A 26,765-nucleotide genomic window follows, 5' to 3' on the forward strand; every position below is an offset into this window, starting at 1 on the left:
GCGTGCTCAGTGGAGGGTCGGTGCGTCGCCGCCGCAGCGCCACAGGGAGGCGGCCAGCCGGTCGATCTCCTGGCGAGCCTCGGCGTCGCCCGTGCCCTCGGCGAAGACGGTGAAGACGATGCGGTCACCGCCGACCTCGTCCGTGACCCCGGTCAGTCCGAACATGTCGTCGAGGGTGCCGGTCTTGCCGCGGACGTGCCCCCGGGCGTCACTCGCGGGGCCGGTGAAGCGCCCGTGTTCCGCGAGCGTGCCGGTCTTCCCCGCGACCGCCAGGCCGGCGTCGACCGGCGCGAGGCCGTCCCGGTGCTGCACCACGACCCGCATCAGCTGCGTGAGGAACGACGCCGGCACGCGGTTGTCCCCGCTGAGCCCGGAGCCGTCGACCAGGCGCAGGCCGCTCGTCGGGACGCCGGCGTGCCGGAGCGCAGAGGTCGTGCCGGCCTGGATCGCGTCGAACGAGCGACCGGTGCCCTCGGCGACGGCGACGTGCCGGGCGAGGACCTCGGCGAGCGTGTCATCCGAGTGGGTGAGCAGCGTCCCGACGAGCTCCGACACCGTCGCCGACCGGACGGACCCGAGCGTCGTCGCCGCCTTCGGCACCGCGACGGAAGCGGTCTCGACCCGCACGTCGGGGCCGAGCAGCGCCGCGAAGGACGTCGCCGCCCGTGCGACCGCGGTGTCGCTCCGGAGTGAGTAGGCCTCGGTCGGGTCGTCCCGGTCGCCGTCGACCATGAGCGCGGTGATGTTCGAGACGCTGCCGCTCGTGCGGGCGCTCTCCGTCCAGCTCGGGTGCCACGCGGGTCCGTCGAACAGGGCCGTGTCGACCTGCACGAGCCGGATCGGGCCGGGGTGCGCCGCGCGGACCTGCCGTGCCAGGTCGTCGAGGTGCGGGGCGCCCGGGTAGACGCCGTCCTGACCGGAGGGCAGTCGGCTGAGTGTCGGGTCCCCGCCACCGACCAGGACGACGGCGTCGGGGGATGCCCCGCTGACCACCCGGGTGGTGAAGCGGTGGTCCGCGCCGAGGGCCGTCAACGCTGCCGAGGCCGTGACGAGCTTCATCGTGCTGCCGGTCTGCGTCGGCTCGTCCCCGCGCACGGCGAGCACCGTCGCCCCGGTGCGGACCGATCGGGCGTCGAGATGCAGCTGACCGGAGGACCATCGGCCGGCGAGGTCGTCCGCGGTGCAGCGCTGTTCAGCGGCAGACGCTCGACCCGGGGCCGTGCTGATCGCGGTCACCGCCACGGTCAGGCCGCCGAGGACGAGGACGAGCACCGCGACGAGGGCGACGACGTACGGGTAGCGGCGGAGGAAGGAGCGGGGGCTGGTCACTCGTCCATCGTCCGGTCGGACGGACTCGCCCTGCATCGTCCGGCCGGGTGAAGCGAGGACTCCTCGGTCGTCCGATCGGACGAAGTCAGGTGGGGCGGTCTCAGTCGCCCAGGCCGAGGATCAACCGGCGGAGCAGTCCCGCGAGCTGGTTCTGCTCGCCCGCGGACACGACCGTCAGGATGTCCCGCTCGGCCTGCAGCAGGTCCGCGATCGCCGAGTCCACCGCGCTCCGCCCGGCATCGGTCAGCGACACGAGGATGCCGCGGCCGTCCTTCGGGTCCGTCCGGCGTGCGACGAGCCCGCGTGCCGTCAGTCGGTCCACCCGGTTCGTCATCGTGCCGCTCGACACCAGGGTCTGCTGCAGCAACGTCTTCGGGCTGAGCTCGAACGGGTCACCCGCACGCCGGAGTGCCGACAGGACGTCGAACTCCCACGGCTCCATGCCGCTCGCGTCGAACGCTGCCCGCCGTGCCCGGTCGAGGTGTCGGGCGAGCCGGTCCACGCGGGAGAGCACCTGCAGCGGCGCGAAGTCGAGGTCGTCCCGCTGCCGTCCCCAGGCCGCGACGATCCGATCGACTTCGTCCTGGTCCGGCATCCGTCCATCATGGCCGGTCGGGCTGCGCACGGCCACTGCGGCGCACGGACGGCCCAGGCACGGTCACCGCCCGACCCATGGGAAGATGGACGAGCGCCTCCGTGCGCGTTCCGCCTTGGTGTAATGGCAGCACGACGGCCTTTGGTGCCGTTAGGTCTGGGTTCGAGTCCTGGAGGCGGAGCTGCGGGCCGATCGGCCTGTCGACGGAACCGGTTCGGTGCATCCGGCCGGACCCTCCTCTGCGCGTGGCGCGAACCTCCTGCGGCGCCTTCGTCGTGCCGGTGCGGAGCCGAGCGGTTTCGCGCGTGTGCGGAGAGCGGTCGGACAGGAGGCGCGGGGCGGGCCCGCACCGCACCTCCCGTCCGTCGAGTTCCCGGCACCGCGGAATACCTGACGCGTCAGGTATTTGAACTGCTCTGTGCAGCAACGACTCAGCGATCAGCAACTCGACACCTGGCAGCGACTCCAGGTGGTGACCGAACGGCTCCGGCGTCGGGTCGGCGCGGACCTCCGGTCCGACGCCGACCTGTCCGAACCGGAGTTCACGGTCCTGGCGCACCTCGTCGACATGGGCGGTACCGCTCGTCCCACGGCGTGTGCCGCCGCGATCGGCTGGGACTCCAGCCGCCTCGCGCACCAGTTGCGGCGGCTCGAGCGCCGGGCGCTGGTGGAGCGGCAACCCGACCCCGACGGCGACGCGCGCGGCTCGTCCATCGCGATCAGCGCGACGGGACGGGCGGCGCACCGGGCGGCCGTCGGCTCGCACCTGCGCGCAGCAGCCACCTGGTTCGGCGATGCACTCGACGACGCAGAGCTCACCGGACTCGACGCAGCGCTGCGCGCACTCGACCACCACATCCGCCGCCTCGACGGTGACGACCCGGGCGAGGTTCGCCCGGAGGGACAGGAGCAGGAACGATGACCAGCACGACGGACACCTGGACGACCGGCACGGCAGACCTGACCGGGAGGACCGTCGTGGTCCTCGGCGGTTCCCGGGGGAGTGGGTGAGGGAGTGGTCCGGTCGGCGCTCGCAGCCGGTGCGACGGTGGTCGCGACCGGACGGGACGACGCCAGACTCGCGGCGCTCGCCGACCGGCTGGTGGACGCGGGACTCCCTGGGACGCTGCACACTCGTGTCCTCGACGCGATGAGTCCCGGGCTCGACGACGACGTCCGGTCGCTGGCGCGCGAGTTCGGTGCCCTCGACGGGGTCGTCGTCTCGGTCGCGTCCTGGGGTGACCAGGGGCGGAAGCCCGCGCTCGCCCTCGACGACGACGAGTGGCAGCGTCTGCTCGACGGCAACCTGACGAGCGTGTTCCGGTTGTTCCGGGCGTTCCTGCCGGTGACCGCGCCGGGCGGCGTGCTCGTGCAGCTCAACGGGATGAGTGCGGACATCCCGTTCCCCGGCAGCGCGGGTGTGGCGCTCAGTGCGGCCGCGACCAAGTCGCTCACCCTCACGCTCGCCGCCGAGCTCGGTGGTCGGGGCCCGCGCGTCGTGCAGCTCGTGCTCGGCGTGGTCCGCACCCGGGCACGCCAGCAGGCCGGCGTCGACGACGTCCGGTGGATCGACGCCACCCAGATCGGCGACCACGTCGCCGGACTCGTCGCCGGCACGAGCCAGCTCGCGCACACGCCCCTGCAGTACTTCACCGACCGAGCCGAGGGTCCGATCGCCGGACCCGGGCTCCGCTGAACCAGGAACCGGGACCATGGAGATCACCCGACCCACGGACCGCGGGTACGCAGCCCTGCGACACGTCTACGCGCGCACCGGCCAGCCCGGCTCGGTGCTCCTGCCGCGGTCGACCGCCGAGGTCGTCGAGGCCCTCGGGATCGTCCGGTCCTCGGGGCGTCCCTTCTCGGTCCGGAGCGGCGGCCACGGGATCAGCAGCATCGCGACGAACGACGGCGGTGACGTCATCGACCTCCGGTGGATGGCGTCCGTCGAGCACCGCGGCGGCACGCACGTCCGGATCGGACCCGGGGCACGGTGGGGTGCCGTGGCGCACGAGCTCTCGCCGCTCGGACTCGCCATCAGCTCCGGCGACTCCGGCGACGTCGGGGTCGGCGGACTCGCCACCACCGGCGGCGTCGGGCTCATGGGTCGCGCGCACGGCCTGACGATCGACCGCCTCCGGTCGGCGGAGATCGTCACCGCCGACGGTCGCGTCCACCGCGTCTCCGAGACCGAGGACCCGGACCTGTTCTGGGCGGTCCGCGGCGCCGGTGCCAACGTCGGCATCGTCACCTCCTTCGACTTCGAGGCCGCCGAGACGTCCGACGTCGTCCAGGCGACCGTCGCGTACCAGCCCACCGACCTCGCGGCGTTCCTCGTCGCGTGGGGGAGGACCGTCGAGGAGGCCGCGAGGGAGGTCTCGGCGTTCCTCTACATCGGCGCGGGGCCGAGGCCGTTCGCTCAGGCGACCGTGGTGTACGCCGGCGACGACCTCGGTGCGGCGGTCCCGGAGCTGAAGCGGTTCGTCCGGCTGCCCGGCACCGCGGGCCAGCGGTCGATGGTCGTGCCGTACTCCGCAGTCCCGCTCACCAGCGGCGCTCCGCACACCGGGCAGCAGCGCGCAGCGGCCCACACCGGCCTGGCCGTCCACCTCGACGACGACCTGGCCGCACGGATCGCCGTGCTGCTCCGAGCTGGTGGTGCGGAGATGGTGCAGATCCGGTCCGTCGGCGGAGCGGTCAACGACGTCCATCCGGATGCCACCGCCTACGCGCACCGCCACCAGAACTTCCCGGTCACGGCGGTGTCGGTGGACGGCGGCCCGGCGTTCGACCGGGCGTGGGAGCCGGTGCACGAGCGCATGGACGGCATGTACCTCAGCTTCGAGAGCGACCACCGGGCGGAGGCCGTCGCCGAGGCGTTCCCGCCGCGGACACTCGCGCGGCTCCGGACGCTTAAGGCGCGGTTCGACCCGGACGACGTGTTCGACCAGAACTTCGACGTGACGGAGGCGGCGCGCTCCGACGGCTGAGCGTCAACCGGGTCTCCCGCCCGGCAGGCGGTCGCCGCGCTCCGACCGCAGCCGGCGTCGTCCGCCGGGCGGCTGCCCCGCCCACCTGGCAGGCTGATCGCGTGCACATCACCCTGGACTCCACGACCGCGACCGACGTCGTCACCGGCATCCGCTTCCCCGAGGGCAACCGCTGGCACGACGGCCGGCTCTGGTACTCGGACATGCACACCGGCGAGGTCTTCTCGCTCGACCCCGCCTCGGACGCCGGTCCCCGCCTCGAGACGACGGTCGACGGCCAGTCGTCGGGCCTCGGCTGGCTGCAGGACGGCCGTCTGATCGTCAGCGCGATGGAGGCCCGCACCATCGTCGCCGTCCAGCCCGACGGATCGCAGAGGGTGTTCGCCGACCTGGCCCCGATCGAGTCGTCGCTCATCAACGACCTGGTCGTCGACGCCGCGACCGGCCGGACCTACGTCGGAGCCTTCGGGTACGACCTGTACGCCGGCGAGGAGCTCCGCCCCGGCCCGCTGTACGTCGTCGAGCCCGACGGTTCCGCCCGCCTGGCTGCCGACGGTCTGGTCTTCCCGAACAGCGCCAGCGTGCTGCCGGGCACCCGCACGCTGGTCGTCAGCGAGACCTGGGGCGGCCGCCTGACCGCGTTCGACATCGAGGCCGACGGCTCCCTGACCGCTCGCCGCGAGTGGGCGGCACTGCCGGCAGGCGTGACGCCGGACGGCAGCACCGTCGACGCCGAGGGCGCCGTCTGGGTGTGCTCGGTCGACACCGGCGAGTTCCTCCGCGTGGTCGAGGGCGGCGAGGTCACGGACCGCATCGACGCACCGGGACGCTGCGCGATCGACTGCGCCCTCGGTGGCCCCGACGGGCGCACCCTCTACCTGGCGACCGCCGACAGCTACGACCCGGCCACCACCGCGCAGACGCGCGCCGGGCGCATCAGCGCGGTCCGGGTGACCGTTCCTGGTCCCTGACCGATCGACGGACGGGAGGCCCGTGGCGGCGCCGTCACGAGCCTCCCGTCCGACACGGGTGGGCCCTAGGATCGCGACCATGAGCGACGAGACGCGTCCACCCCGAGCCCTTGCCACCGGTGTCGCGTCGGGGCTGGTCCTGATGGCCGTGTTCTCGCTCTGGTGGGCGAGCGACACCTTCACCGGGTGGCCGACGCCGGTCGCGGCGGTGGTCATGGTGGTCAGCGCCGCGGCGGCGGTCCTGTTCGTCGTGCAGGCGGTGCGGCTCCTCGTCGCCGGCCGACGCATGTCCACCGTGCTCAGCGCGTCGGACCAGGCGCGGAAGCCGAACGGCGCGCTCTTCGGGGCGGTGTTCGGCGCCGAGGGGCTGCTCATCGGGGTCGCGGTCGGGGTCCTCGGGGCGAACGGCCTGGACCGGTTCATCGTGCCGACCATCGCGGTCATCGTCGGCCTGCACTTCTACCCGATGGCGCGCGTGTTCCACCGGTCGATCGACACCTGGATCGCGACGTGGACCACCCTCGTGGGGCTCGCCGGCGTGGTCGCCGTGCTCGCCGACGGTTCGGCGTGGCCGCTCGCGTGGTCGTAGGTCGGTGCTGGTGCCGCAGCCGCGACGCTGTCCTACGGCGGCTACATGACCCGGTTCGGGCAGCGGCTCCTGGCCCGGTCCGCGGAGGCCGCTTCCACGGTCGCTGCACCGGGGCCGACCGTGCAGGGCTGATCCGGCGTCCGCGCGCTCAGGTCAGGTGCGGCGGGTACGGGTGGACCGCGTCCTCTTCGTAGGCGATGTCGAACGGCTTGTTCGTGATGAACAGGAAGGTGACGTCGCCGTGTTCGGTGGCGCCGTGTTCCATCCAGCCGCCCTCCGGGAACCACACGAACGAGCCGGGGCCGTGGTCGCCCTGGTGCGTGTGGAGGACGCCGTCGAGGACGTACATGCCGTGGGCGTGCGAGTGGGTGTGCCACTTGTTGACGAAGCCCGCGGGGTAGCGCATCTTGAAGACCTGCATGCCCGTGTCCGGGTCGCTGACCAGCGCCTTGCTGGGGATCTCGGCGCCGGTCTGCGGGACGACGAAGAGGTCCCAGGGCGCTCGGTTCGAGTCCACGACGGTCACGTCGAGGATGTTGGTCGGGGCAGGTGCGGTCATGGCGTTCCTCACGGTTCTCTCGGTGGCGATGGCGGTGGGCATGGCGGTGCCTGTTCGTCCACCGCACCTCGCCAGCGGGCGCGGCGGACCTTCCCGGTGTCGTCGCGCAGCGGTTCGCGGACGATGACCCATTCGCGGGGCCGCCGCTCGGGGTCCAGGCGCTCAGCGGCCCATCGGCCCAGATCCGTCTCGTCGAGGTCCCCGTCTCCGACGTCGACGACCGCGCGGACCCGCTCGCCGAGGTCGTCGTCCGGCACCCCGACGACGACGCACGACCGGACGGCGGGGTGGGCCTCGAGCGCGGACTCGATCGCGGCCGGCCAGACGTCGACGCCGCCGGAGACGATCCGGTCGTCGGCGCGGTCGGCCAGGTAGAGGTAGCCCTCGTCGTCGAGGTGGCCCATGTCCCCGAGCCCGTGCCACGCGTCGGCGGCGGGCTCCGGTCGGCCGAGGTACCGGGAGGTGGCGGGCCCCGGTCGGGTGAACTCGATGCGTCCGATCTCGCCCGGTCCGGCGAGGGTGTCGTCCGGTCGGAGGACGCGGACGGAGGAGCCTCCTGCCGCCCGCCCGACGGAGCCTGGTCGCTCCACCCATTCCCGACCGGTGATCATCGTCAGCCCGTTCGACTCGGTGCCGGAGTACACCTCGACGACCCGGTCGGGGCCGAGCCAGTCGATCCAGGCACGTTTCACGTGCGGCGGGCAGGTGGACCCGATGTGCAGGACCGACTCGAGCGAGGACACGTCGGCGCTCGCCAGGCGGTCCGGACCGAGCGCGGTGACGCGCGACATCGTCGTCGGCACGAGCATGCTCCACGTGACCCGGTGCCGCTCGACGGCCGCCAGCCAGGCTCCGGCGTCGAACCGGGGGAGCAGGACGAGCTCGTGCCCGGTCATCAGGCCGCGCATCGCGTAGACGAAGGGCGCCGCGTGGTGCAGCGGACCGGCAACCAGCTGCGTCGCGTGCCGGGGGACGAACGCGGCGACCCGGCCCTCCCGGTCGACGTGGGCCGAGGCCGCCGCGACGACGACCTTGGGAGTGCCGGTGCTCCCGCTGGAGGTCGGCGCCTTCCAGGACCGCGCGGCGGCGTCCGGGAGCACGGCGACGTCCCCGGCTCCGGAACCACAGCCGGTGAGGGGCATCGACCGGTGCCGCGCCATCGGCTGATCGGTCAGGACCAGTGCCGGTCGGACGAGGTCCAGCACGGCGTCGCGGTCGTGCGGCGGCAGTCGGGGTGACAGCGGCTGGGGCGTCGCGCCGGCCTTCCACGCCGCAACGGTGGCGACCACGGTGTCCACGCTGTTGGACCCGATGACCGTCACGAACGCGTCGGTGGTGACCCCGGCCTCCAGGAGGAGCCAGGCGAGCCGGTTCGACCGGTCCTCGAGCGCTTGACGGTCCAGCCGGGTGATGCCGTCGTCGACGGCGAGCCGGTCCGGGTCCTCCGCCGCGAGCGCGGTGAAGGCCCGCGAGATCGAGACGCGCATCAGGCGGGGACCGCGTCGGATCGCACGCGGCCGATCGGTACACCGCCGGAGCGGTCGAGGAGCCGGCCGTACAGCTCGACGTGCGCGGCTGCGGCGGCGGTCCATGAGTAGCTCGATGCGAGCGCTCGTCCCGACAGTGGGTCGACCGGGTCGCGCAGCGCGGACCCGAGCGCGTCGGCGATGCCGTCGACGTCCGCGGCGAAGGCGACGGTGTCGCCGAACACCTCGCGGAGGACGGGGAGGTCCCGCGCGACGACCGGGACGCCGGCGGCGAGCGCCTCCATGGCCGCCAGGCCGAAGCCCTCCTTGGTGGAGACGAAGGAGAAGGCGGCTGCGCTGGCGACCAGGGCCGGGAGGCTCGGGTCGTCGACGACGCCGAGTTCCGTCACCGAGACCCCGCGGTCCCGGACCACGGCGTCGAACTCGGCGCGGTAGGGCCGGTAGTCGAACAGGGTCTCGCGGCCGGCGAGGACGAGCGTGACGTCGTCGTGGCCGCGGGTCCGGAGGAGGTCGTAGGCGCGGAGCAGGTCGATGGTGCCCTTGCGCGGTTCGATGCCGCCGACGGCGAGGACGTACCGGCCGAGACGGTCGGTCCACGCTGCCCGGGCTGCCACGGCCGCCGGGGTGCCGGCGGCGGCATCGGTGAACCGGGCGGCGTCGACGCCGTTCGGGATGACGGTGGCCGACCGGTCGTAGGACGCCGTGACCTCGGCGGCGACCGATCGGGACACGCAGACCAGGGCGGCCGGTTCGCGGACGGCCCGGTCGTGGCAGGCGACGAGCTGCGCGGTCGTGAACGTGTCGAGGTGGTGGACGGTGCGGACGGCGCCCGCGCAGGCGTTCGACGAGATGCAGTCCTGCGCGTGGACGACGTCGAAGCCGGACAGGTCGAGTCCGGCACGGAGCGCCTCGATCGACCGGACGATGCGTTCCCCGACTGTCTCGTCGGGGGATGCGTCGGGGAACGGGACGACCTGCATGGTCACCCTCGGGTCGACGGCACGGAAGAACACCTCGTCCCCGCCTCGGCCGAGCGTGCCGACGGTCACGTCGTGGCCGGACGCGGCGAGGGCCTCGGCGAGCGCGAGCGTGTGGACCACCCCGCCGCGGGGCTTCGTGGAGTAGGTGAGCAGGGCGATGCGCATCGGCGGCGCGCGGTCAGCCGGCGAGCGCGGTGCTCGCGGTGGTCCCCGTGGCGGGGCCGAGCCCGGTGACCGAGCCGGTGACCGCGACGGTCTCCTCGCCGTCGGGCCACCGCAGCCGGACGCCGGGGGTGGCGGTGAGTTCGCCGCACTCGGCGGTGACGGCGGCGGCCGAGCGCATCCGACCGGCGCCGGGGTCGTCGGCGGTGAGCATGGCGAAGCCGGGGAAGCAGCCGAGCCAGTCGGCGGTGGTGGCGAGCCGCGGGGTCGGGACGTCGACCACGTCGAGGACGGCCCCGCAGCCGGACGCCTCGGCGAGCATGCCGGCGGTCCCGACGATGCCGGCCATGCTGACGTCCTTCGCCGCGTCGGGTCGTGCTCGGGCGACCGTCTCGGCGAGGTCGCGCAGGGCTGCCCGGTCGCGTCCCTCGGTGCTGTTCCACTGCGCACCGCGGTGTCCGGTGCGCCATCCTCCGGTCAGGTCGGCTGTGAGCGTCAGACGCTGTCCGGCCCGTCCGCCGCCACCCGGCACCGGGTCGGTGGTGCGACCGAGCGCGGTGACCGACAGCGCTGCGGGGACGCCGAGCTGCGTGTGGCCGCCGATGATCGGCACGCCCCAGGCGTCGGCTGCCCGGCGGAGACCGCGGACGACCCTGGCGACGAAGGACGCGTCGCGGCCGGCGACGGCGTCGAGGAGTGCCGTCGGGGTCGCGCCCATGGCGGAGAGGTCGTTGACGTTGACGAGGACGCCGCACCACCCGGCCCACTCGGGGTCCCGTTCGACCATGCTCGGCAGGATCGCGTCGCAGGCCGCCACCACGTCGGTGCCGCTGACCGGGGCGCCGTCGTCGCCGACCCACCCCTGACCCCCGGGCTGGTCGTCGCCGAAGAGCCCGGCGAGGTGTGCCTTGGTGGTGTCGACGAGCCGCTGGTACCGGTCGATCGGCCAGCGCATCCGCAGGTGCTGCACGCCGCCGATGACGTCGGTGCCGGTGACGTGCCAGCCGATCCGTCGGAACAGGACGGCCGCGTGCTCCTGCACGACGGCGTCGAAGCGGAGGACCCCGCGCTGTTCCGCGAGGGCGCAGGCCGCTCGGACGAGGGCGGGTCCGATCCCGGAGACGTTGCGCGCGGTCGGCGCGACGACGAGCCGACTGCCGGTCCACCACCCCGTGTCCCGGATCGTGGCGGGGGCGATGCGGACGCCGCCGAGCACCGTCCCGCTGCCGTCGGTGGCGCGCGCGACGAGCACCACGGTGCGGTGGTCGTCGTCGAGGTCGTCGTGGTCGCTGCCGGCGAAGAGGCCCTGCTCGTCGACGAACGCGTCGCGACGGAGCCGGCGGTCCTCGGCGACGTCGCGTCTGTCCGCGATGCCGACCACCCAGGCGGGGTCAGCATTCGGACCCGGTCGGACCGGTTCCGGACCCGTCAGGGCGGGGACGTCGAAGACCGGCACGTCAGGCTCCCGTCGTGCTGAGGACCGAGCACGCTCCGCACGCGGCGCAGCCGGCGGCCTGGTCGGCGCCGCGCATCCCGGCGGCGAGGAGGAGGTCGGAGACGCGACGGGTGACGTCGTGCATGACGTCGCGCGTCGGGGTGGTGGCGCCGTCGACGTCGACCGCGAGCGTCCCGCGGATGGGACGGAACGGCACGATGAACGGGTAGACGCCCATGTCGATGAGCTCCGCGGCGGACGCGACCAGCTCGTCCGGGTCCTCGCCCATGCCGACGATCAGGTAGGTCGAGACCTGGTTCCAGCCGAACACCCGGACTGCCTCACGCCAGGCGGCGCGGTACTCGTCGAGCGGGACCCGGGCCTTGCCGGGTGTCCAGCGGCGCCGGACGTCGTCGTCCATCGACTCGACGTGGATGCCGATGCTCCGCGCACCCGCCTGGTACAGGTCGGTGATCGTCGACAGGTCCGCCGGCGGCTCGCACTGCACCTGGATGCCGAGCTCGGGGACGCGTTCCTTGATCGCGCGGACACACCGGGCCAGGTGTGTGGCGCCGCGGTCGCGCCCCTTCGACGTGCCGGTCGTCATCACCATCTGCGTGACGCCGTCGAGCCGGACCGCTGCCTCGGCGACCTCGGCGAGCATCGCCGGCGTCTTGACCGCGATCGTGCTGCCCGCACGCAGGGACTCCTCGATCGAGCAGAAGCGGCAGCGTTCCGCCTCGTCGTACCGCATGCAGGTCTGCACGACGGTCGTCGCGAGGACCGAAGCGCCGTGCAGTCGAGCGATCTGCTCGTACGGGGTGCCGTCGGCCGTCGCCATGTCGTAGAAGCGGGGGCGCGACACCGGTTCGACCGACAGGCCGAGGTCGGCGCCCTCGAGCATGAGCTTGCCGTCGGCAACGGTGTACGGGCTGGTCGCGTTGACGGGCAGTGCGGCCTGCAGGCCCTCGAACAGGACGTGGCCGTCGTCCGAGGGGCCGGCGCCGCCCTCGCGGTGCACGGGGGCGGCGACGCGGACCCCGAGCAGCGAGAGGGCGACGCGGTGACCGACGGCCCCGTTGTTCGTGATCGTCACGGGTCAGACCATGTAGGTGCTGTTGATGATCGCGCCCTTGCGGGCATAGTGGATGACGGCGTCCTGGACGTCCAGCGGGTGACACGGGGTCACGCCCGCGATGAGGTCCTCCTCGCGGTTGCCGTGCAGCGCCAGGCCGAACCGGCAGCAGAACACCGTGCCGCCCTCGGCGATGAAGGTCTCGAGGGCGTTGTTGATGTTGTTCTCGCCCGGGAACCCGTCGGATCCCGTGGTCGGGAAGCCGCGGTTGGCGATGCAGTTCATCGCTCCGGGGCCGTAGAAGTAGAGGACGCTCGTGAAGCCCTTGCGGAGGGCCCGCGTGGCCTGCAGCACGGCGACGAACGACACCGAGGACTCGTGCGCGATGCCGTGGACGAGCTGGAAGTAGTACTGGTCCGGCGTCGCGGTGTAGTCGGGGAAGACCTTCGTCGAGCCGTAGATGTTGCTGCCCTTCGGCAGGGACGGGTGGGCGATCTCGTTGCGGGACTTCTCCGCGTTCTCCGCGACCAGGGTGTCGTGGTCCGGCGTCTCGGCGGTCGTTGCATCGGTCATCGGGTGCTCCCAGGGCTCAGCGTCGGATGTGCCGCCCGGCGGGTGCTCCTGGCGGTGGTCCAAGTCTGTGTCGAGGCCCGTTTCGGACTGGTTTCACCTGGAACAACGATGCGTTTCGTCGATGACGTTCTGGTTTCTGGCCCTGGTGGTGGCTAGATGACGGCCGGTCGACGCCTCGCCCGCTCCGTGCCGTCGCCCGGCTCTCAGCGCAGCCGGTACGCGCCGGTGACCCGCTGCGCCGCGTGGTCGAGCGACCGCCGGGCCCGCGCGATCGTCGCGTCGACGTCCACCTCGGCGACCGCCATCCCGCCCTTCGCCCAGGTCTTCGCGATGATCTCCCCGCCGGGGTCGACGATCTTCGCCTGCCCGAGGAAGCGGAGGTCCCCGAGCACGCCGGTCTGGTTCGAGGAGACGACGAACACCTGGTTCTCCGCGGCGCGGGCGCAGTCGTAGAGGTCGAACAGGTGCGCCTGGCGGTCCGTCCGGATGCGGTCCGAGCGGTCGGTGACGCTGGCCGGCCAGGCGCTGAGACACGCGATGACCGCGGCTCCGTCGAGCGCCAGGGTCCTGGCGGACTCCGGGAAGGTCTTGTCGAAGTCGATGAGCATCCCGATGCGGCCGGCCGGGGTGTCGAAGGCCCGGAACGAGTCGCCCGCGACGTACGCCTCGGACTCGCCGAGGGGGAGGTGCACCTTGCGGTGGGTGCCGAGGACCCCGTCGCCGGTGACGCACACCGCGGTGTTGTACCGGACGGGCACCCCGTCGACGACACCTCGCTCGGAGATCCCGAACGCCACGGTCATGTCGCCGGCCATCGCGGCGACCGCACGGACCTCTGGGCCGTCGAGGTCGATGGCCTCGGGGATGCCGTCGGCGGCGGACGCCGGGTGGTGCAGGTCGAGGAGGTAGCCGCCGATGGTGGCGTCGGGCAGCACCAGGAGGTCGACGCCGCGCTCGCGGCCCTGCTCGATGATCCCGGGGAGCTTCGCGAGCGTGCGGCTGACGTCCCGCCCGAAGTGCGCGGCGACGGCTGCCATCGTCACGGTGGTCACGGCCCCAGCGTAGGCCGTGGCCGGGTCAGGGCGCCGGCTCGGGGACCGCCGTCCGGACCGGCGACGTCCTGACGGTCCGCGCGATCCCGGCCGCGACGTGCTCGGCGTCCCGCGCGACGGCGTGGAAGCGGCCGGAGCCCCAGGTGTGCATCCACGGCAGCCCGATGAACCGGAACCCGGGGACGCTGGTCTCGCCCCGGTCCTGCAGGGGGAGCCCCTCGGGGTCGAGGACGTCGAGTGCACCGAGCCAGGACCAGTCCGCGCGGAACCCGATGGCCCAGATGATGGTGGCGACCTCGTCGAGGCGCAGCGCCGACGGTCCGGGCTCCGGCTGCCACACGGGCACGTACCGGGCCTCGGCGGGAGCGTCGATGCCCTCGCGGGCGATGTACGCGTCGATGTCGTCCTTGATGGAGTCGGCCACCGAGTCCGCGTGCGCGAGGTTCGCCGCGAGGGTGTCGTCGAAGTGCACGACGCCGTCCTCGATGCCCGTGGCGCGGCCGTGCAGTCCCATGCCCTCGCGGGCGAAGGCGCGCAGGTCGACGTCCCGTCCGCCGTCGCGCCCGGTGACGTAGTGGTTGGTGGACTCCCGCTTGGCGAGTCCCCGCGTGGCGATCGGGATGTCGTAGACGCCCATCTCGGCGAGCCACGTCATGCAGTCCCTGCCGCGGTGGAACCGGGCGACCCGCGGAGCCCGACCGACGGCGAGGTGCACCTGGCGGCCCTCGAGGTGCAGGTCCTCGGCGATCTGCGTGCCGGACTGGCCGGTCCCGATGACCAGCACCGGGCCTCCTGGCAGTGCTGCGGCGTTGCGGTACTCGTGCGAGTGGACCTGGTGCACGTGTGCCGGCACCTCGGTGGCCCACATCGGCACGACGGGGCGGTGGTAGCCGCCCGTCGCCGCCGTCACGGTGTCCGCCGTGATCGTGCCCGCGGAGGTGGTGACGACGAACACTCCGTCGGGACGTCGGGTCACGAGCTGCACGGCGACGCCCTCGGCGACCGGCGCGTCGAACGTGTCGGCGTAGCGGCGCACCCAGGCGTGGGTCTCGTCGCGGGTCATGAAGCCGTCCGGGTCGTCGCCGTCGTACGGGTACCCGGGGAGGTGGCAGTGCCAGTTCGGGGTGACGAGTGTGAAGGCGTCCCAGCGCCCGTCCCGCCACTCGTGCGCGACGGAGTCCCGCTCGATGACGACGTGCCGCACACCCGCTTCGACGAGGCCGTGGCTGACGGACAGGCCCGCCTGCCCGCCGCCGACGACGACCGCCTCGAAGTGGTCGCCGTTCCGGATCGTGGTCGGGATCACGCGGGCGCCCCTGCGACGGGCGGTTCGAGCGCCGTGACCGTCACGTCCCCGAGCGGGGTCCGTGTGGCGGCCAGCGCGATCGACTCCTGCGTGTGCATCGCCGACGTGCACGCGAAGCCGTACTTCGCGCGGACGCGTTCACTGGCGATGTCGAGCGCTTCGGTGGCCCGACGGACGAACTCGGCGACCGGGTAGGCGGAGCCCGCGTCGAGGAAGTCGTGCATGACGAGGCTCGGTGAGTAGTAGGAGGCCTCGGTGCCGTCCGGCCAGCGGACCGCGAACTGCATCTCAGGCATGTGCGAGCTCCTGCCAGCCGGTGACGGACGCGGTGTCGGACTCGCTCACCGGGCCGTAGAGGTCCGGCCGACGGTCCCGCAGGTGGAACATCCCGCCGCGCATGCCGCGGAACGTCTCGGCGATGTCGATCTCGGCCACTGCCAGCCCGGAGTCGAGGAACGTGTTCGCGAGCACGTTGCCACCCGGGTCGACGACCTTGGCGTTGCCGACGTAGCGGAGTGACCCGAAGGTGCCCGACTGGTTCGACGCCATCCAGAACACCTGGTTGTCGAGCGCCCGTGCGACGTCGAAGGTGTTGTGCCGGTAGGTCCAGCGGTCATCCTGCAGGTCCTCGGCCGTGGCGGTGCGCGCGGCGGGCCAGGCGGAGAGGCTCACGATGACCTCCGCGCCGTCGAGCGCGAGCATGCGAGCCGCCTCGGGGAACGCCTTGTCGTAGCAGATCTGCAGGCCGACGCGGGCGAGCGGGGTGTCGAAGGCGGCGTAGGAGTCGCCGGCGGCGTACGACATGTGTTCCCCGAGCGGCTGGTGCACCTTGCGGTACGAGCCGTACACCTGGCCGCCGTCGAGGCAGACCGCCGCGTTGTACCGCGTCTCGCCGTCGTCGCCGAGCTCGCAGAACCCGATCGCGACGAGCATGTCGCCGGCGAGCTCCTGCACCCGCCGGATCTCCGGGCCGTCCAGCCGGACCGCCGGTGGCAGCGACCGCTTGGTCGTGGCCACGGTGTCACCGTGGTTCCCGAGCGAGGAGAGGTACCCGCCGATCGAGGCCTCGGGGAACGCCACGAACTGGACGCCCCGCGCGCGGGCCTCCGCGATCGTCTGCTCGATGAGCGCGTAGTTCTGGTCGAGGTCACGACTGAAGTTCGCCGAGACCGCCGCGACGGTGATGGGGGACATGCAGCCAGTCTGAGCAGCGGGTGTTACGGATTGGTTTCCGTCGGAATGAGAGATCGTTACGACGGGCCGCGGCAGGTGGTCCGGGCTGCCAGCCGGGAGGCTGTGGTGCGGTGGGACAGGCCGGCCTGCCACCGCGGGTGGTTCAGAGGTACTGCGCGATCGCGTCGGCCACCGCGCGCGGGTCCTCCCGCTGGACGAAGTGGCCGACCCCGTCGAGCTCGACCAGGCGACGGCCCGCTGGGAACCACGGCGCGTTCGCGCGGGCCATCGTCGGTGTCTCGCAGCCGTCATCCAGCCCGATGAGGAACGTGGTCGGGACGGTGATCGCCGGCCAGGCGTCGAGGACGGCCTCGGCCGCCTCGTACCGGGGACTGCCCGGCGCCTCGCCCGTGCCGTGTCGGTAGTAGTGGACGACGAGGTCGGCGAAGTCGTCGGTGTCGACCGCTCGGAGCACCTCGTCGAGCGCGTCGGCGGACAGCGGGAGGGACGGGGACCAGTGCCTCCACGCCCACCTGACCAGGTCCTCCGGCGCCTGTCGGAAAGCATCTGCTCCTGTCTCCGTGCAGAGCCAGTAGCGGTACCAGGCCCCCGCGACCTCGTCGAGTGCCGCCTCGCCCTGCAGCAACGAGGACGGCCCGTACGCCGTGGCGATCGTCACCAGGCCCGAGACGGCTTCGGGCGCCAGTGCGGCCAGGGCGTGCGAGGTGCGGGCGCCCCAGTCGTGCCCCACCAGGACGACGGGTCCCAGGTCGAGCTCGTGGAGGAGGTCCAGGAGGTCCGTCGCGAGCGCGGCGACCTGCGCCGACCGGGCCTCCGGGTCGACGACGCGGGTCCCCCCGACCCCGCGGAGGAACGGGCGGATGACCCGGAGACCATCGGGCAGCGCGGCGACGACGTCGTCCCACGTTCCCGGGTGGTCGGGGAAGCCGTGCACCAACACGACGGGCGTGCCGGTCCGTGGGCCCTCGTCGAGGTACTCGATCTCGGTGGAACGGGTGTGCACGAGCGGCATGGTCGAGCCTTTCGGGTCGCGTGGTGGTGTCCATCATGGCGAACCGCGGGACCGACGGACCAGTCGCGTAGCCTGAGCCGATCATGGACGAGCACGCGAGCACCCCGGTCATCGCGTTCTTCGACGTGGACAACACGCTCATCCACGGCGCGAGCGTGTTCCACCTCGTGCGGGGGCTGCGGGCAGCCGGGCTCATCACCGTGCGGGACATCGTCGGGGCCGTGTGGAAGCAGGCGCGGTTCAAGGTCCGCGGCGAGAACGACCGGCACCTCGCCTCCGCCCGGGTCCGCGGGCTCGAGGTGCTCACGGGTGTCCCGGTCGCCGACATGGCGCGGCTGGCCGACCAGGTCTACGACCGGCACACCGAGGCCGCGGTCTGGCCGGCGATGGCGCGGGTGGCGCAGGACCACCTCGACCAGGGGCACCACGTGTGGCTCGTGACCGCGTCGCCGGCGTTCCTCGCCGAGGTCATCGCCGAGCGCCTGGGCCTGACCGGTGCGCTCGCCAGCGGCCTCGAGGTGCACGACGGCATCTACACCGGACGCCCCGACGGCGAGTTCCTGCACGGGACGCACAAGGCGGCCGCGGCGCGACGGCTGCTCGAGCGGAGCGGCGCGGACCCCGCCGGGTGCTGGGCCTACTCGGACTCCCGGCACGACATCCCGCTGCTCTCCCTGGTCGGACACCCCGTCGTGGTGAACCCCGACCGGCAGCTCGCCGCCCACGCCCGCGCGTCCGGCTGGCCCGTGCTCGACCCCCGTCGGAGCGGTCGACCGGCGTGAGCCCGCGCGGCATCCTGTTCGTCGACATCGACGGCACGCTCGTGCCGTCGGGCTCGAGCAGCAGCTTCCTCGCCGCACGACTCGGGCACCAGCACGAGCTCGACCAGGCGGAGGCCCGGTACGCCAGTGGCGAGCTGTCCAACCAGGAGGTCAGCGAGATCGACGCCAGGGGATGGCGGGGGACCACCCCGGCGACGATCGACCGGTGGCTCGAGGACCTGCCCGTGATCGCCGGCATCGACGCCGTCGTCGCGTGGTGCGTGGCGCGCGACGTCGAGCCGGTCCTCGCCTCGCTCGCCTGGCAGCCGGTGAGTGCGGCGCTCGCCCGACGGTTCGGCGTCACGGCCAACGGCGGACCGCGCGTCGGATTGGTTGACGGGGTGTACGACGGCACCGTCGCGGAGCACGTCGACGAGCACGACAAGCGCGACCGGGCACTGGCGCTCGCCGCGGCACGGGGGCTGCCGCCGGACCGGTGCTGCGCGGTCGGGGACAGCCGCTCGGACCTGCCGCTCTTCGGGGCCGTGCCGGTGTCGCTCGCGCTGAACGCCGGTGCAGCAGCTCGGGCCGGGGCCACGGATGCCCTCGACACGGACGACCTGACCGCGATCCTGCCGTGGCTGGGACGGTGGGAGCGCGGACTCGACTCCGCCGGTGGCTGACGACCGGGAACCCGGGCTCGACAGCCAGCGAGGTCACCCGGGCCCGTCGCTCGCAGCGGCCAGGAGCGGCACGACGACGTCGGACACCGGCGTCGGGAGCCCGTGCACTCGAGCGCGGCGCTGCACGACGCCGTTCCTGGCGTCCCACTCGAGCGGGAGCCCGGCGACGCGGTCCGCGAGGATGGACGTCCCGAGGTCGGCGGGCCGCGTCCGGAAGCCGTCGAGGACCGCCTGGACCACGGCGTCGTCGAGCGCGGCGCCGTCGGCGCGAGCCACGGCCAGGCACTCGCGGAGGTAGGCCGCGGCCAGGCCGGCGACGTCGTCTCGGGTGTACATGCCCGAGCGGCGACCGGTCAGGACCATCAGCCCGGCGGCGGCGTTCTGCAGCAGCTTGTGCCACGCCGTGCTGTGGAAGTCGTCGGTGGTCTCGACCGTGCACCACGACCCGTCGAGCGCCGCGGCGGCACGGTCGGACGCCGTCCCGGCGGGCAGGGTGAGCCGCGCGGGTCCACGGAGGAGCACCTCGCCGTCGGGCTGTCGGACCGCCGGGAACCAGACGACCGCGGGGACGGTGGTTGCTCCCTGGACGAGCGGGGCGACCGTCTCGACCTGCTCGATGCCGTTCTGCAGCACGCACACGACGGTGTCCGGACCGCAGCACGCCCCGAGCAGCGGAGCGGCACCGGCCACCTGGGTGGTCTTGACCGCCAGGAACACCAGGTCGAACGGACCGTCGACCGCGTCGGGGTCCGTCCGGACCGGACCCGGCACGACGACCCGCTCCGAGCCCCTGCGGAAGCGGAGCTCGCCGCGCGCCGACCGCCCGACGACGACCGGCGTGCGTCCGGCCTGGTGCAGTGCCGCGGCGATGGTCGTGCCGATCGCGCCGGGGCCGACCACCGCGACCCTGGAGCTCATCGCGGCTGTCCTGACGCAGAGGACCGTGCACCGGCGTGCGTCCGCAGGACGGTGGCGAGCAGTGCCTCGCCACCGACCTCGAGGGGCCCGTCGTTGCGGATCTCCACGTCGACCTGGTGGTCCGGGGCGGGATCGGGGCGTTGGAGCCGGGCGGTGACCGCGTTGCCGGACTCCCGCCGGCGGGACCTGAGGCGCTCGGCGCGGACCTCGTCCGGCACGGTCACACGGACCACGACGAGGCGGTCGTAGCGCTCCGCGAGCTCCTCGAGGACACCCCGGGAGACGTTCACGACGACCGTCCTGCCCGCTCGGACGTCGTCGTCGACCTGCGCGGAGATGCCGTAGTCGAGCCCGTGCGCGTGCCAGTGGACGGCGAACGCGCCCGCTCGTGCCGCGCCGGCGAAGGCGTCCGGACCGAGCGGGTCGTGGTCCTCGCCCGGACCGGACGGCCGCGTGACGGTCCGTCGCGGGTACCGGACGGTGTCCGGCGTCCGGTCGTGCGCGTAGGTGATGAGGGCGTCCTTGCCGACGCCGCTCGCGCCGACGACGGCGACGAACGCGCCGGGGCCGATCGGGGTCGACGTCACGAGACGCGTTCCCCGCTGCGGTAGACGCCGCGGACGACGGGCATGCTCCGACCGTTCGGCCGACGCTCGTCCGCGGGCAGCTCGTGCGTGGCGACCCGGACCAGGTCCGCGCGCTTGCCGACGGCGATCTCGCCGCGGTCGTCGAGCCCGACCGCGCGTGCCGGGTTCGTGCTGATGAGCCGGGCACCCTCGGACATGCTGATCACGCCGTCGGCCGCGAGCTGGAACACGGCGTGCAGCGGGCTCGACGGCACGTAGTCGGACGAGAGCACGTCGAGCAGGCCGAGGTCGAGCAGTTCCGACGCCGCCACGTTGCCGGACTGGCTGCCACCCCGGACGATGTTCGGTGCGCCCATCACCACGTGCAGCCCCTGGTCGACCGCGGCGCGCGCGGCCACGACCGTCGTCGGGAACTCCGAGATGTGCACACCGAGGGAGACGGACTCGGCCACGTGCTCGGGCGTCGCGTCGTCGTGGGCGGCGAGGGTGATGCCGCGTTCGGCGGCCAGGGCAGCGATGGCCCGTCGGTTGCGGTCGGCGTGCAGGGCCGACTGCTCGTGGAGCAGCTGCACGTACTGCTCGAAGTCCGCCTCGCTCACCCGGCGCTTGGCGAGGTAGTAGCGCTTGAAGTCCTCGACGTCGGCGTACTGCCGCTGTCCGGGCGTGTGGTCCATGAGTGAAGCCAACCGCACGAACGGGTCGTCGTCGAACTCGTGGAAGGCGTCGAGGCAGTCGGCGGACGACACCTCGCAGCGCAGGTGCACGGCGTGCTCGGCACGGAGCAGTCCTGCGCCCATCGCCGACTCGACGGCCCCGGCCAGTCGGTGCGCCGCAGCCGCGGCGCCGTCGCGCCCGTCGGGCTCCGAGCCGATGCGGACCGCGTCGAACACGGTGGTGGCACCGGCAGCGGAGAGCTGTGCGTCGTGCGCGAGCACCGCGGGCAGCGGGTCCCAGGAGACCCCCGGCCGCGGGCTGAAGTGGTACTCGAGGTGGTCGGTGTGCAGCTCGACGACACCCGGCATCAGGTGGTCGCCGTCGAGGTCGAGCCCGACGGTCGCGGCCGGACCGGTCGCGACGTCGGCGATGACGCCGTCGCGGACCAGGACGGAGCCGAGCACGGTCTCGTCGCCGAGCACGACGCGGGTGTTGGTGAAGACGGTCTCGCGGGTCATCGTGGTCCTTCGCTGCTTGGGGCTTCGGCGGTGCGGGAGGTGAGGGTGGGGTGGAGCCGGTGTGCGGCGTGCAGGACGAACGGGGCGCCCGGCTCGGGTTCGACGAACACCGCGAGGGCGTCGAGCGGGACGTCGTGTCCCAGCACCTCGTCGAACCAGCTGCGGAGCATGCGCTCGACCTCGGGCTGCTGCCCCGGGGGGACGCGGTCGGTCAGGGTCAGGTGGAACCGGAACTCCTCGAGCACGTACGGGTAGCCGTAGGCGTCGAACAGCTCCTGCTGCCGCTCGGTGAGTGCGGCCTGCTCGCGTCGGGCGCGGTCCGCGTCGGAGAGCGGTGCCCGGAACCGGTCGAACCGCATCACCACGTCGTTCGCGATGGCGTCGAGCCGCGGGGCGGGGACGCCGGGGACCAGCGCGAAGAAGCCGTCGATCCGTGCCAGCGTGAGCGCGGGGAGCACCACGAGCGGTCGACGTGCGGCGAACCGGGCCACGGCGCCGTCGAGTTCGTCGAGGCTGTGTCCCCGTGCGAGCCGGAACGGGGCCTTGAGCGTCCCGTGGAAACCGTAGCGTCGAGCGTCCCGCGTGATCGCGTCGATCGATGACCGGCTGTGGCCGAGCGGCGCCGCGGCCTCGACGGGTTCCCCGGTGATGCTCCGCCCGAGCCACTGTTCCGCCAGGGTGCGGAGCCGCGCAGCCCCGGGGTGCACCGACGGTGTCCCCGGTGCGGCGTAGACGGCTGCTCTCATGCGTCGGCCCGCTCGAGTTCCCGCGCCGCGGCCGGCGAGGACATCGCGACGTCGACCACGCGGTCGGCGACCGCGTCACGGACCGCGGCGTCGTGGAAGATCCCGAGCATCGCGGTGCCGGTGCGCCGCTTCTCGTCGATCAGCTCCACGACGACGTCGCGGTTCCGTGCGTCGAGGGACGCGGTCGGCTCGTCGAGCAGCAGCAGCGGCAGGTCCGCGATGAAGCCGCGCGCGATGTTGACGCGCTGCTGCTCGCCGCCGGAGAAGGTGGCGGGCGGCAGCGACCACAGGCGTTCCGGGATGTGCACCCGGGTGAGCAGCGTGGCGGCCCGGTCACGAGCCTCCAGGCGGTCGATGCCCCGTTCGAGCAGCGGCTCGGCGACCACCTGGATCGCGGGGACGCGGGGGACGCAGCGGAGGAACTGGCTGACGTAGCCCATCGTGTCGCGGCGGGCGGCGATGACCTGCCGTGGGTCGGCGGTGGCCAGGTCCAGCGGCGGGTCGGTGCCGAGCAGGACGCTGCCCCGGTCGACGGCGTAGTTGCCGTAGACCATCTTCAGGACGGAGCTCTTGCCGGCGCCGGACGCGCCCCCGAGGACGACGCACTCGCCCGGGTGCACGCGGAAGCTGAGGCCGCGGAGCACCTCGATGCGCTGGCCGCCCTGCAGGTGCATGGTGAAGGTCTTCTCGACCTGGGAGACGGTGAGGATCGGATCGGTCATGGTCGGTTCACCCCTGGAGGATCGAGGAGACGAGGAGCTGCGTGTACGCGGCCTGCGGGTCGTCGAGCACCCGGTCGGTCAGACCGGACTCGATGACCCGGCCGCCCTGCATCACGAGCGTGCGGTGGGAGATGAGCCGGGCGACCGCGAGGTCGTGCGTGACGATCACGACGGCCAGCCCGAGCTCGGCGACGAGGGAGCGGATCAGGTCGAGCAGGCGGGCCTGCACCGACACGTCGAGCCCGCTGGTCGGCTCGTCCATGAAGACCAGTCGGGGCGACACCACGAGGTTCCTGGCGATCTGCAGGCGCTGGCGCATGCCGCCGGAGAACGTGGCCGGGGTGTCGTCGATGCGGTCCACCGGGATCTCGACGCGCTCGAGCCACTCCGCGGCCGCGGCTCGGATCTGTCCGTAGTGCCGCCAGCCCGTCGCCATGAGCGGTTCGCCGACGTTGCCGCCGGCGCTGACGTGCATGCGGAGGCCATCGGCGGCGTCCTGGTGGACGAAGCCCCACTCGGAGCGCCAGAGCCGGCGGAGCGCGGTCTCGCTCAGGTCACCGAGCTCGACGGTCTCGCCGTCGGCCGTGCCGTAGCGGATGGAGCCCTCGGTCAGGGACAGGCGACGGGACAGCGTGCCGAGCAGCGTGGACTTGCCGGAGCCCGACTCGCCGACGACGGCGAGCACCTCGCCCGGCCACAGCTCGAAGTCGACGTCGCGGCAGCCGTACCGGTCGCCGTAGCGGTGGCCGGCACCCCGGACCTGGAGCAGGGGACGTGGTTCGCTCATGCGGTGACCTCCTCGGTCGTCGCGGCTCCGCCGCCCGCGGCGACCGTCCGCTCGCAGTGGTCGGTGTCCGAGCAGGCGAACAGCACGCCGCCCGCGTCGTCGGTGATGATCTCGTCGAGGTACACGCCCGTCGACCCGCAGATCGCGCACGGGTGCTCGAACCGCTGCGGTTCGAACGGGTGGTCCTCGAACCCCAGGCTCACGACGTCGGTGAAGGGCGGCACCGCGTAGATCCGCTTCTCGCGGCCGGCGCCGTACAGGTGCAGCGCCGGACTCCGGTGCAGCTTCGGGTTGTCGAAGCTCGGCGTCGGGGACGGGTCCATCAGGTACCGCCCGTTGACCATCACCGGGTACGCGTACGTGGTGGCGATGTGCCCGTACCGCGCGATGTCCTCGTAGAGCTTGACGTAGACCAGGCCGTACTCCTCGAGCGCGTGCATCCGCCGCGTCTCGGTCTCGCGCGGCTCCAGGAAGCGCAGCGGCTCGGGGATCGGCACCTGGTAGACCATGACCTGCCCGTCCCGCAGCGGCGTCTCCGGGATCCGGTGCCGGGTCTGGATCACCGTCGCCTCGTCCGTGCGGGTCGTGGTCGCGGCGCCGCTCACCCGGGCGAAGAACTGCCGGATGGACACGGCGTTGGTGGTGTCGTCGGCGCCCTGGTCGATCACCTTGAGGACGTCGTCCTCGCCGAGGACCGCCGCGGTCACCTGCACGCCGCCCGTTCCCCAGCCGCGGGGCATCGGGACCTCGCGCGAGGCGAACGGCACCTGGAACCCGGGGATCGCCACGGCCTTCAGCAGGGCACGGCGGATCATCCGCTTGGTCTGCTCGTCGAGGTACCCGACGTTGTACACCAGCTCGCCGCTCATGCGGGCACCGCCGCGTGCTCCTCGCGGAGCCGCCGGATCAGCCCGAGCTCCGCCTGGAAGTCGACGTAGTGGGGCAGTTTCAGGTGCTCGACGAAGCCCGTCGCCTGCACGTTGTCGCTGTGGCTCACCACGAACTCCTCGTCCTGCGCCGGTGCGACGCGTCGTTCGCCGAACTCGTCGGCGCGCAGTGCCCGGTCGAGCAGCGACATCGACATCGCCTTGCGCTCGCTCCGCCCGAAGGCCAGGCCGTAGCCGCGGGTGAACTGGGCCGGCTTGTCGGCACTGCCGGTGAACTGGTTGATCATCTGGCACTCGGTGACCTCGAGCCGGCCGAGCGGCACCGGGAAGCCGAGGTCGGGGGCGTCGAACTCCACCTCGACCTCACCGACCCGGACCTCGCCGGCGAAGGGGTGCGTGCGCCCGAACCCGCGCTGCGTGGAGTAGCCGAGGGACAGCAGGAAGCCCTCGTCGCCCCGCGCCAGCGCCTGCAGCCGTTCGGCCCGGCTCATCGGGAACATCGTCGGGTCGCGCGTCAGGTCGGCCGGCTCCGGGTCGGTCGAGTCCGGGGACCGCTCCGGCTCGATGAGCGACGCGTCGCCGAGCAGGTCGTTCACGCGCGGCATCGGTCGGGACTCCTCCGCCGCGGCCGCGGTCGGTTCCGGACCGTCCGTCGCGGCGTCCGAGAACAACCGGTGCGTGTAGTCGAACGTCACGCCGAGCTGCTGCCCGCCGGGCAGGTCCTTGAAGGTCGCCGAGATCCGCCGCTGCGGGGGGAGCGACGCCGTGTCCAGCGGCAGCGTGTAGCCGAGGCGGGGGAGCGTGGTGCGGTAGGACCGCACGAGGGTGACGGCTTCGAGCACGTCACCCTGCGCCTGCAGGACGGCACGGGCCGCGAGCTCGGGGTCGTACAGCGAACCCTCGTTCATGACGCGGGCCACGAGCACCGAGAGCTGGCCGGCGACCGCGTCGACGGTGATCACGGGCGTCTCGGGGTCGCCCCGGCCCTCCTTGGCGAGCAGGGCGTGGGCGTTGGCGATCGCCTTCTCGCCGCCCTTGACTGCGACGTACATCAGGCCTCCTGTGCGGTGTCGGACGCGGTGAGCCGCGTGGTCCTGGGGAGCGCGGCGACGTGGTCGCGCTCGACGAGCAGCAGGTCCACGCCGCGCGGGAACCGCGCGCCGTTCTGCCGCCACTCCTCGAGGAACGCGGCGTCGGCCCACGGTGCGTCGACGTCGACGCTGCCGTCGATGCCGGGGCCGCTCGCGGTGAGCGGCAGCTGCCCGTCGAGCTCGCGCACGTCGAGCACGAGGGTCGCGGAACGGTGCGGGTCCACGTCGGTGCCCTGGGCCAGGTCGGCCAGGGCCGGACGGGAGGCTCGGGTCACCACGACGAAGTCGGCCTCGGCTGGCTGGGCGGCCCTGGCCACTCCGGTGTGGAACGCCAGCCAGGCCGCCAGCTCCGGGTCGTCAGCGGCGGGGCCGGCGATCCAGACCGAGCACTCCTCGTCGAACAGCGTGAGGGCGACGGCGGCGAGCCCGGGGCCGAACGCCCCGGGTGCCTCCGGCGGCACGGCCAGCGGGTACCGCCGCCCGGGGTGGGCGAGCGCGTCGAGGACGGCGCGGAACACCCGCTGCGCGCCGCGGGTGGGGTCGTCGAACCCGGGGGCGGGGATGGGCGTCGTGGTGCTCATGCGTGCTCCCGCGAGATCGTGAAGAAGTCGACCAGCGTGCTGCGGGCCTCGACCCGGCGGGCCTCGTCGCGCTCGGCCTGGGCGTCCTCGAGCGGGACCACCACCTCGGTGAGCAGGCGCTCCCGCAGGCCGGCGTCGGCGAGCAACCCGTCGAAGACGGCGGCGAGCCGCGCGTGCTCGAGGTCGGTGCCGAGCAGGTACGACGTCCCGACGACGTCGGCGTCGAGCGGGGCACCGCGCAGCCGGACCGTCGCCCGGCTCACCGTCGCCTCGCCCATGTTGAAGCGGTCCCCGCCGGCGTCGACCCGGGCACGGACCATGACGAGTCCGGTCTCCGGTCCGCGGATCGCCTGCACGTCGGGCTTCGGTTCGAGCCGTCGCCACGCGGCGTCGAGCGCGGCGGTCGGTGCGAGCGCGAGTGCGCGCATCCACCGCTGCCGCTCGACGACGACGGCCGCCGGTGCTGCTGGGTTCGTGGACATCACGTCCTCCGATCAAGTTGTCTGTGTTTCTGGATAACT

At 73.1% G+C, this 26,765-nt stretch carries 30 protein-coding genes and 1 tRNA gene; 8 read left to right on the forward strand and 23 right to left on the reverse strand.

Annotation, left to right across the window (positions count from 1 at the left end):
• Nucleotides 1–6: 6 nt before the first annotated feature.
• Both OVA28_RS07480 and OVA28_RS07485 read right to left on the reverse strand, forming a co-directional pair.
• Nucleotides 7–1,329: a D-alanyl-D-alanine carboxypeptidase/D-alanyl-D-alanine-endopeptidase gene (locus tag OVA28_RS07480; RefSeq protein ID WP_268096429.1), complete on the reverse strand. Its 1,323-nt coding sequence runs from the start codon at nt 1,327–1,329 to the stop codon at nt 7–9.
• Nucleotides 1,330–1,429: 100 nt separating this feature from the next.
• The gene (locus OVA28_RS07485; protein WP_268096430.1) at nt 1,430–1,924 is read right to left on the reverse strand and encodes a MarR family winged helix-turn-helix transcriptional regulator; all 495 of its coding nucleotides are present in this window, start codon (nt 1,922–1,924) and stop codon (nt 1,430–1,432) included.
• Nucleotides 1,925–2,033: 109 nt separating this feature from the next.
• On the opposite strand from OVA28_RS07485, the gene OVA28_RS07490 reads away from it, so the two are divergent.
• The 6 genes from OVA28_RS07490 (at nt 2,034) to OVA28_RS07515 (ending at nt 6,474) form a co-directional block, all read left to right on the forward strand.
• A tRNA-Gln gene (locus tag OVA28_RS07490) sits at nt 2,034–2,105 on the forward strand.
• A 237-nt stretch (nt 2,106–2,342) separates the two neighbouring features.
• Nucleotides 2,343–2,846: a MarR family winged helix-turn-helix transcriptional regulator gene (locus OVA28_RS07495; RefSeq protein ID WP_268096431.1), complete on the forward strand. Its 504-nt coding sequence runs from the start codon at nt 2,343–2,345 to the stop codon at nt 2,844–2,846.
• A gap of 126 nt (nt 2,847–2,972) precedes the next feature.
• The gene (locus tag OVA28_RS07500) at nt 2,973–3,620 is read left to right on the forward strand and encodes an SDR family NAD(P)-dependent oxidoreductase (RefSeq protein ID WP_268096432.1); all 648 of its coding nucleotides are present in this window, start codon (nt 2,973–2,975) and stop codon (nt 3,618–3,620) included.
• A 16-nt stretch (nt 3,621–3,636) separates the two neighbouring features.
• Nucleotides 3,637–4,914 (forward strand): FAD-binding oxidoreductase, encoded by a 1,278-nt coding sequence (locus OVA28_RS07505; protein WP_268096434.1) that lies wholly within the window; start codon nt 3,637–3,639, stop codon nt 4,912–4,914.
• A 101-nt stretch (nt 4,915–5,015) separates the two neighbouring features.
• Nucleotides 5,016–5,885, forward strand: a complete 870-nt coding sequence (locus tag OVA28_RS07510) for an SMP-30/gluconolactonase/LRE family protein (RefSeq protein WP_268096435.1) — start codon at nt 5,016–5,018, stop codon at nt 5,883–5,885.
• 79 nt (nt 5,886–5,964) lie between these two features.
• On the forward strand, nt 5,965–6,474 hold the full coding sequence (locus OVA28_RS07515) for a hypothetical protein (protein WP_268096436.1): 510 nt from the start codon (nt 5,965–5,967) through the stop codon (nt 6,472–6,474).
• Nucleotides 6,475–6,622: 148 nt separating this feature from the next.
• On the opposite strand, the gene OVA28_RS07520 is transcribed toward OVA28_RS07515, so the two are convergent.
• From OVA28_RS07520 to OVA28_RS07570, 11 genes are all read right to left on the reverse strand, one after another.
• On the reverse strand, nt 6,623–7,033 hold the full coding sequence (locus OVA28_RS07520; protein ID WP_268096437.1) for a cupin domain-containing protein: 411 nt from the start codon (nt 7,031–7,033) through the stop codon (nt 6,623–6,625).
• Nucleotides 7,034–7,041: 8 nt separating this feature from the next.
• On the reverse strand, nt 7,042–8,520 hold the full coding sequence (locus tag OVA28_RS07525; protein ID WP_268096438.1) for an AMP-binding protein: 1,479 nt from the start codon (nt 8,518–8,520) through the stop codon (nt 7,042–7,044).
• Nucleotides 8,520–9,665 carry an MSMEG_0565 family glycosyltransferase gene (locus OVA28_RS07530; protein WP_268096439.1) on the reverse strand — a complete coding sequence of 382 codons (1,146 nt, stop codon included), beginning with the start codon at nt 9,663–9,665 and terminating at the stop codon, nt 8,520–8,522. Before OVA28_RS07530 ends, OVA28_RS07525 begins: the two co-directional genes overlap by 1 nt.
• 13 nt (nt 9,666–9,678) lie before the next feature.
• Nucleotides 9,679–11,118 (reverse strand): MSMEG_0567/sll0787 family protein, encoded by a 1,440-nt coding sequence (locus OVA28_RS07535; RefSeq protein WP_268096440.1) that lies wholly within the window; start codon nt 11,116–11,118, stop codon nt 9,679–9,681.
• A gap of 1 nt (nt 11,119) precedes the next feature.
• A complete protein-coding gene (locus OVA28_RS07540) occupies nt 11,120–12,193 on the reverse strand; it encodes an MSMEG_0568 family radical SAM protein (protein WP_268096441.1) in 1,074 nt (357 codons plus the stop codon).
• Nucleotides 12,194–12,196: 3 nt separating this feature from the next.
• Complete coding sequence (locus tag OVA28_RS07545) at nt 12,197–12,745, reverse strand: MSMEG_0572/Sll0783 family nitrogen starvation response protein (RefSeq protein ID WP_268096442.1); 549 nt, start codon at nt 12,743–12,745, stop codon at nt 12,197–12,199.
• Nucleotides 12,746–12,948: 203 nt separating this feature from the next.
• A complete protein-coding gene (locus tag OVA28_RS07550) occupies nt 12,949–13,797 on the reverse strand; it encodes a carbon-nitrogen hydrolase family protein (protein ID WP_268096445.1) in 849 nt (282 codons plus the stop codon).
• A gap of 25 nt (nt 13,798–13,822) precedes the next feature.
• The gene (locus OVA28_RS07555) at nt 13,823–15,103 is read right to left on the reverse strand and encodes an MSMEG_0569 family flavin-dependent oxidoreductase (protein ID WP_268096446.1); all 1,281 of its coding nucleotides are present in this window, start codon (nt 15,101–15,103) and stop codon (nt 13,823–13,825) included.
• Entirely contained in the window at nt 15,100–15,399 is a 300-nt protein-coding gene (locus OVA28_RS07560) for an MSMEG_0570 family nitrogen starvation response protein (RefSeq protein ID WP_194661353.1), read from the reverse strand. The genes OVA28_RS07555 and OVA28_RS07560 overlap by 4 nt, the downstream gene beginning before the upstream one ends.
• A complete protein-coding gene (locus OVA28_RS07565) occupies nt 15,392–16,297 on the reverse strand; it encodes a carbon-nitrogen hydrolase family protein (protein ID WP_268096448.1) in 906 nt (301 codons plus the stop codon). Before OVA28_RS07565 ends, OVA28_RS07560 begins: the two co-directional genes overlap by 8 nt.
• A 142-nt stretch (nt 16,298–16,439) precedes the next feature.
• Nucleotides 16,440–17,309, reverse strand: a complete 870-nt coding sequence (locus tag OVA28_RS07570) for an alpha/beta fold hydrolase (protein ID WP_268096451.1) — start codon at nt 17,307–17,309, stop codon at nt 16,440–16,442.
• An 83-nt stretch (nt 17,310–17,392) separates the two neighbouring features.
• Between OVA28_RS07570 and OVA28_RS07575 the strand changes: the two genes are divergently transcribed.
• Together OVA28_RS07575 and OVA28_RS07580 are read left to right on the forward strand one after the other, a co-directional pair.
• The gene (locus OVA28_RS07575; RefSeq protein WP_268096453.1) at nt 17,393–18,091 is read left to right on the forward strand and encodes an HAD family hydrolase; all 699 of its coding nucleotides are present in this window, start codon (nt 17,393–17,395) and stop codon (nt 18,089–18,091) included.
• Nucleotides 18,088–18,753, forward strand: coding sequence for an HAD family hydrolase (locus tag OVA28_RS07580; RefSeq protein ID WP_268096455.1), 666 nt, complete (start codon nt 18,088–18,090; stop codon nt 18,751–18,753). Before OVA28_RS07575 ends, OVA28_RS07580 begins: the two co-directional genes overlap by 4 nt.
• A gap of 33 nt (nt 18,754–18,786) precedes the next feature.
• Here the strand turns inward: OVA28_RS07580 and OVA28_RS07585 are convergent, their stop codons facing one another.
• The 10 genes from OVA28_RS07585 to phnG are packed head-to-tail and all read right to left on the reverse strand — an operon-like array spanning nt 18,787 to nt 26,726.
• Entirely contained in the window at nt 18,787–19,671 is an 885-nt protein-coding gene (locus OVA28_RS07585) for an oxidoreductase (protein ID WP_268096456.1), read from the reverse strand.
• Nucleotides 19,668–20,258 (reverse strand): phosphonate metabolism protein/1,5-bisphosphokinase (PRPP-forming) PhnN, encoded by a 591-nt coding sequence (gene phnN / locus OVA28_RS07590; protein WP_268096458.1) that lies wholly within the window; start codon nt 20,256–20,258, stop codon nt 19,668–19,670. Before phnN ends, OVA28_RS07585 begins: the two co-directional genes overlap by 4 nt.
• Nucleotides 20,255–21,430, reverse strand: coding sequence for an alpha-D-ribose 1-methylphosphonate 5-triphosphate diphosphatase (locus OVA28_RS07595; RefSeq protein ID WP_268096459.1), 1,176 nt, complete (start codon nt 21,428–21,430; stop codon nt 20,255–20,257). The genes phnN and OVA28_RS07595 overlap by 4 nt, the downstream gene beginning before the upstream one ends.
• Nucleotides 21,427–22,176: a DUF1045 domain-containing protein gene (locus tag OVA28_RS07600; protein ID WP_194661346.1), complete on the reverse strand. Its 750-nt coding sequence runs from the start codon at nt 22,174–22,176 to the stop codon at nt 21,427–21,429. Before OVA28_RS07600 ends, OVA28_RS07595 begins: the two co-directional genes overlap by 4 nt.
• A complete protein-coding gene (gene phnL / locus OVA28_RS07605; RefSeq protein ID WP_268096461.1) occupies nt 22,173–22,898 on the reverse strand; it encodes a phosphonate C-P lyase system protein PhnL in 726 nt (241 codons plus the stop codon). The genes OVA28_RS07600 and phnL overlap by 4 nt, the downstream gene beginning before the upstream one ends.
• Nucleotides 22,899–22,905: 7 nt before the next feature.
• The gene (gene phnK / locus OVA28_RS07610) at nt 22,906–23,685 is read right to left on the reverse strand and encodes a phosphonate C-P lyase system protein PhnK (RefSeq protein WP_194661344.1); all 780 of its coding nucleotides are present in this window, start codon (nt 23,683–23,685) and stop codon (nt 22,906–22,908) included.
• Nucleotides 23,682–24,554, reverse strand: coding sequence for an alpha-D-ribose 1-methylphosphonate 5-phosphate C-P-lyase PhnJ (locus OVA28_RS07615; RefSeq protein ID WP_194661343.1), 873 nt, complete (start codon nt 24,552–24,554; stop codon nt 23,682–23,684). The genes phnK and OVA28_RS07615 overlap by 4 nt, the downstream gene beginning before the upstream one ends.
• Nucleotides 24,551–25,624: a carbon-phosphorus lyase complex subunit PhnI gene (locus OVA28_RS07620; RefSeq protein WP_268096462.1), complete on the reverse strand. Its 1,074-nt coding sequence runs from the start codon at nt 25,622–25,624 to the stop codon at nt 24,551–24,553. Before OVA28_RS07620 ends, OVA28_RS07615 begins: the two co-directional genes overlap by 4 nt.
• Nucleotides 25,624–26,244, reverse strand: coding sequence for a phosphonate C-P lyase system protein PhnH (gene phnH, locus OVA28_RS07625; RefSeq protein ID WP_268096464.1), 621 nt, complete (start codon nt 26,242–26,244; stop codon nt 25,624–25,626). Before phnH ends, OVA28_RS07620 begins: the two co-directional genes overlap by 1 nt.
• Nucleotides 26,241–26,726, reverse strand: coding sequence for a phosphonate C-P lyase system protein PhnG (phnG, locus tag OVA28_RS07630; RefSeq protein ID WP_268096465.1), 486 nt, complete (start codon nt 26,724–26,726; stop codon nt 26,241–26,243). The genes phnH and phnG overlap by 4 nt, the downstream gene beginning before the upstream one ends.
• Nucleotides 26,727–26,765 lie beyond the last annotated feature (39 nt).

It is taken from the genome of Curtobacterium sp. SL109 (assembly GCF_026672405.1).
GTDB lineage: Bacteria > Actinomycetota > Actinomycetes > Actinomycetales > Microbacteriaceae > Curtobacterium.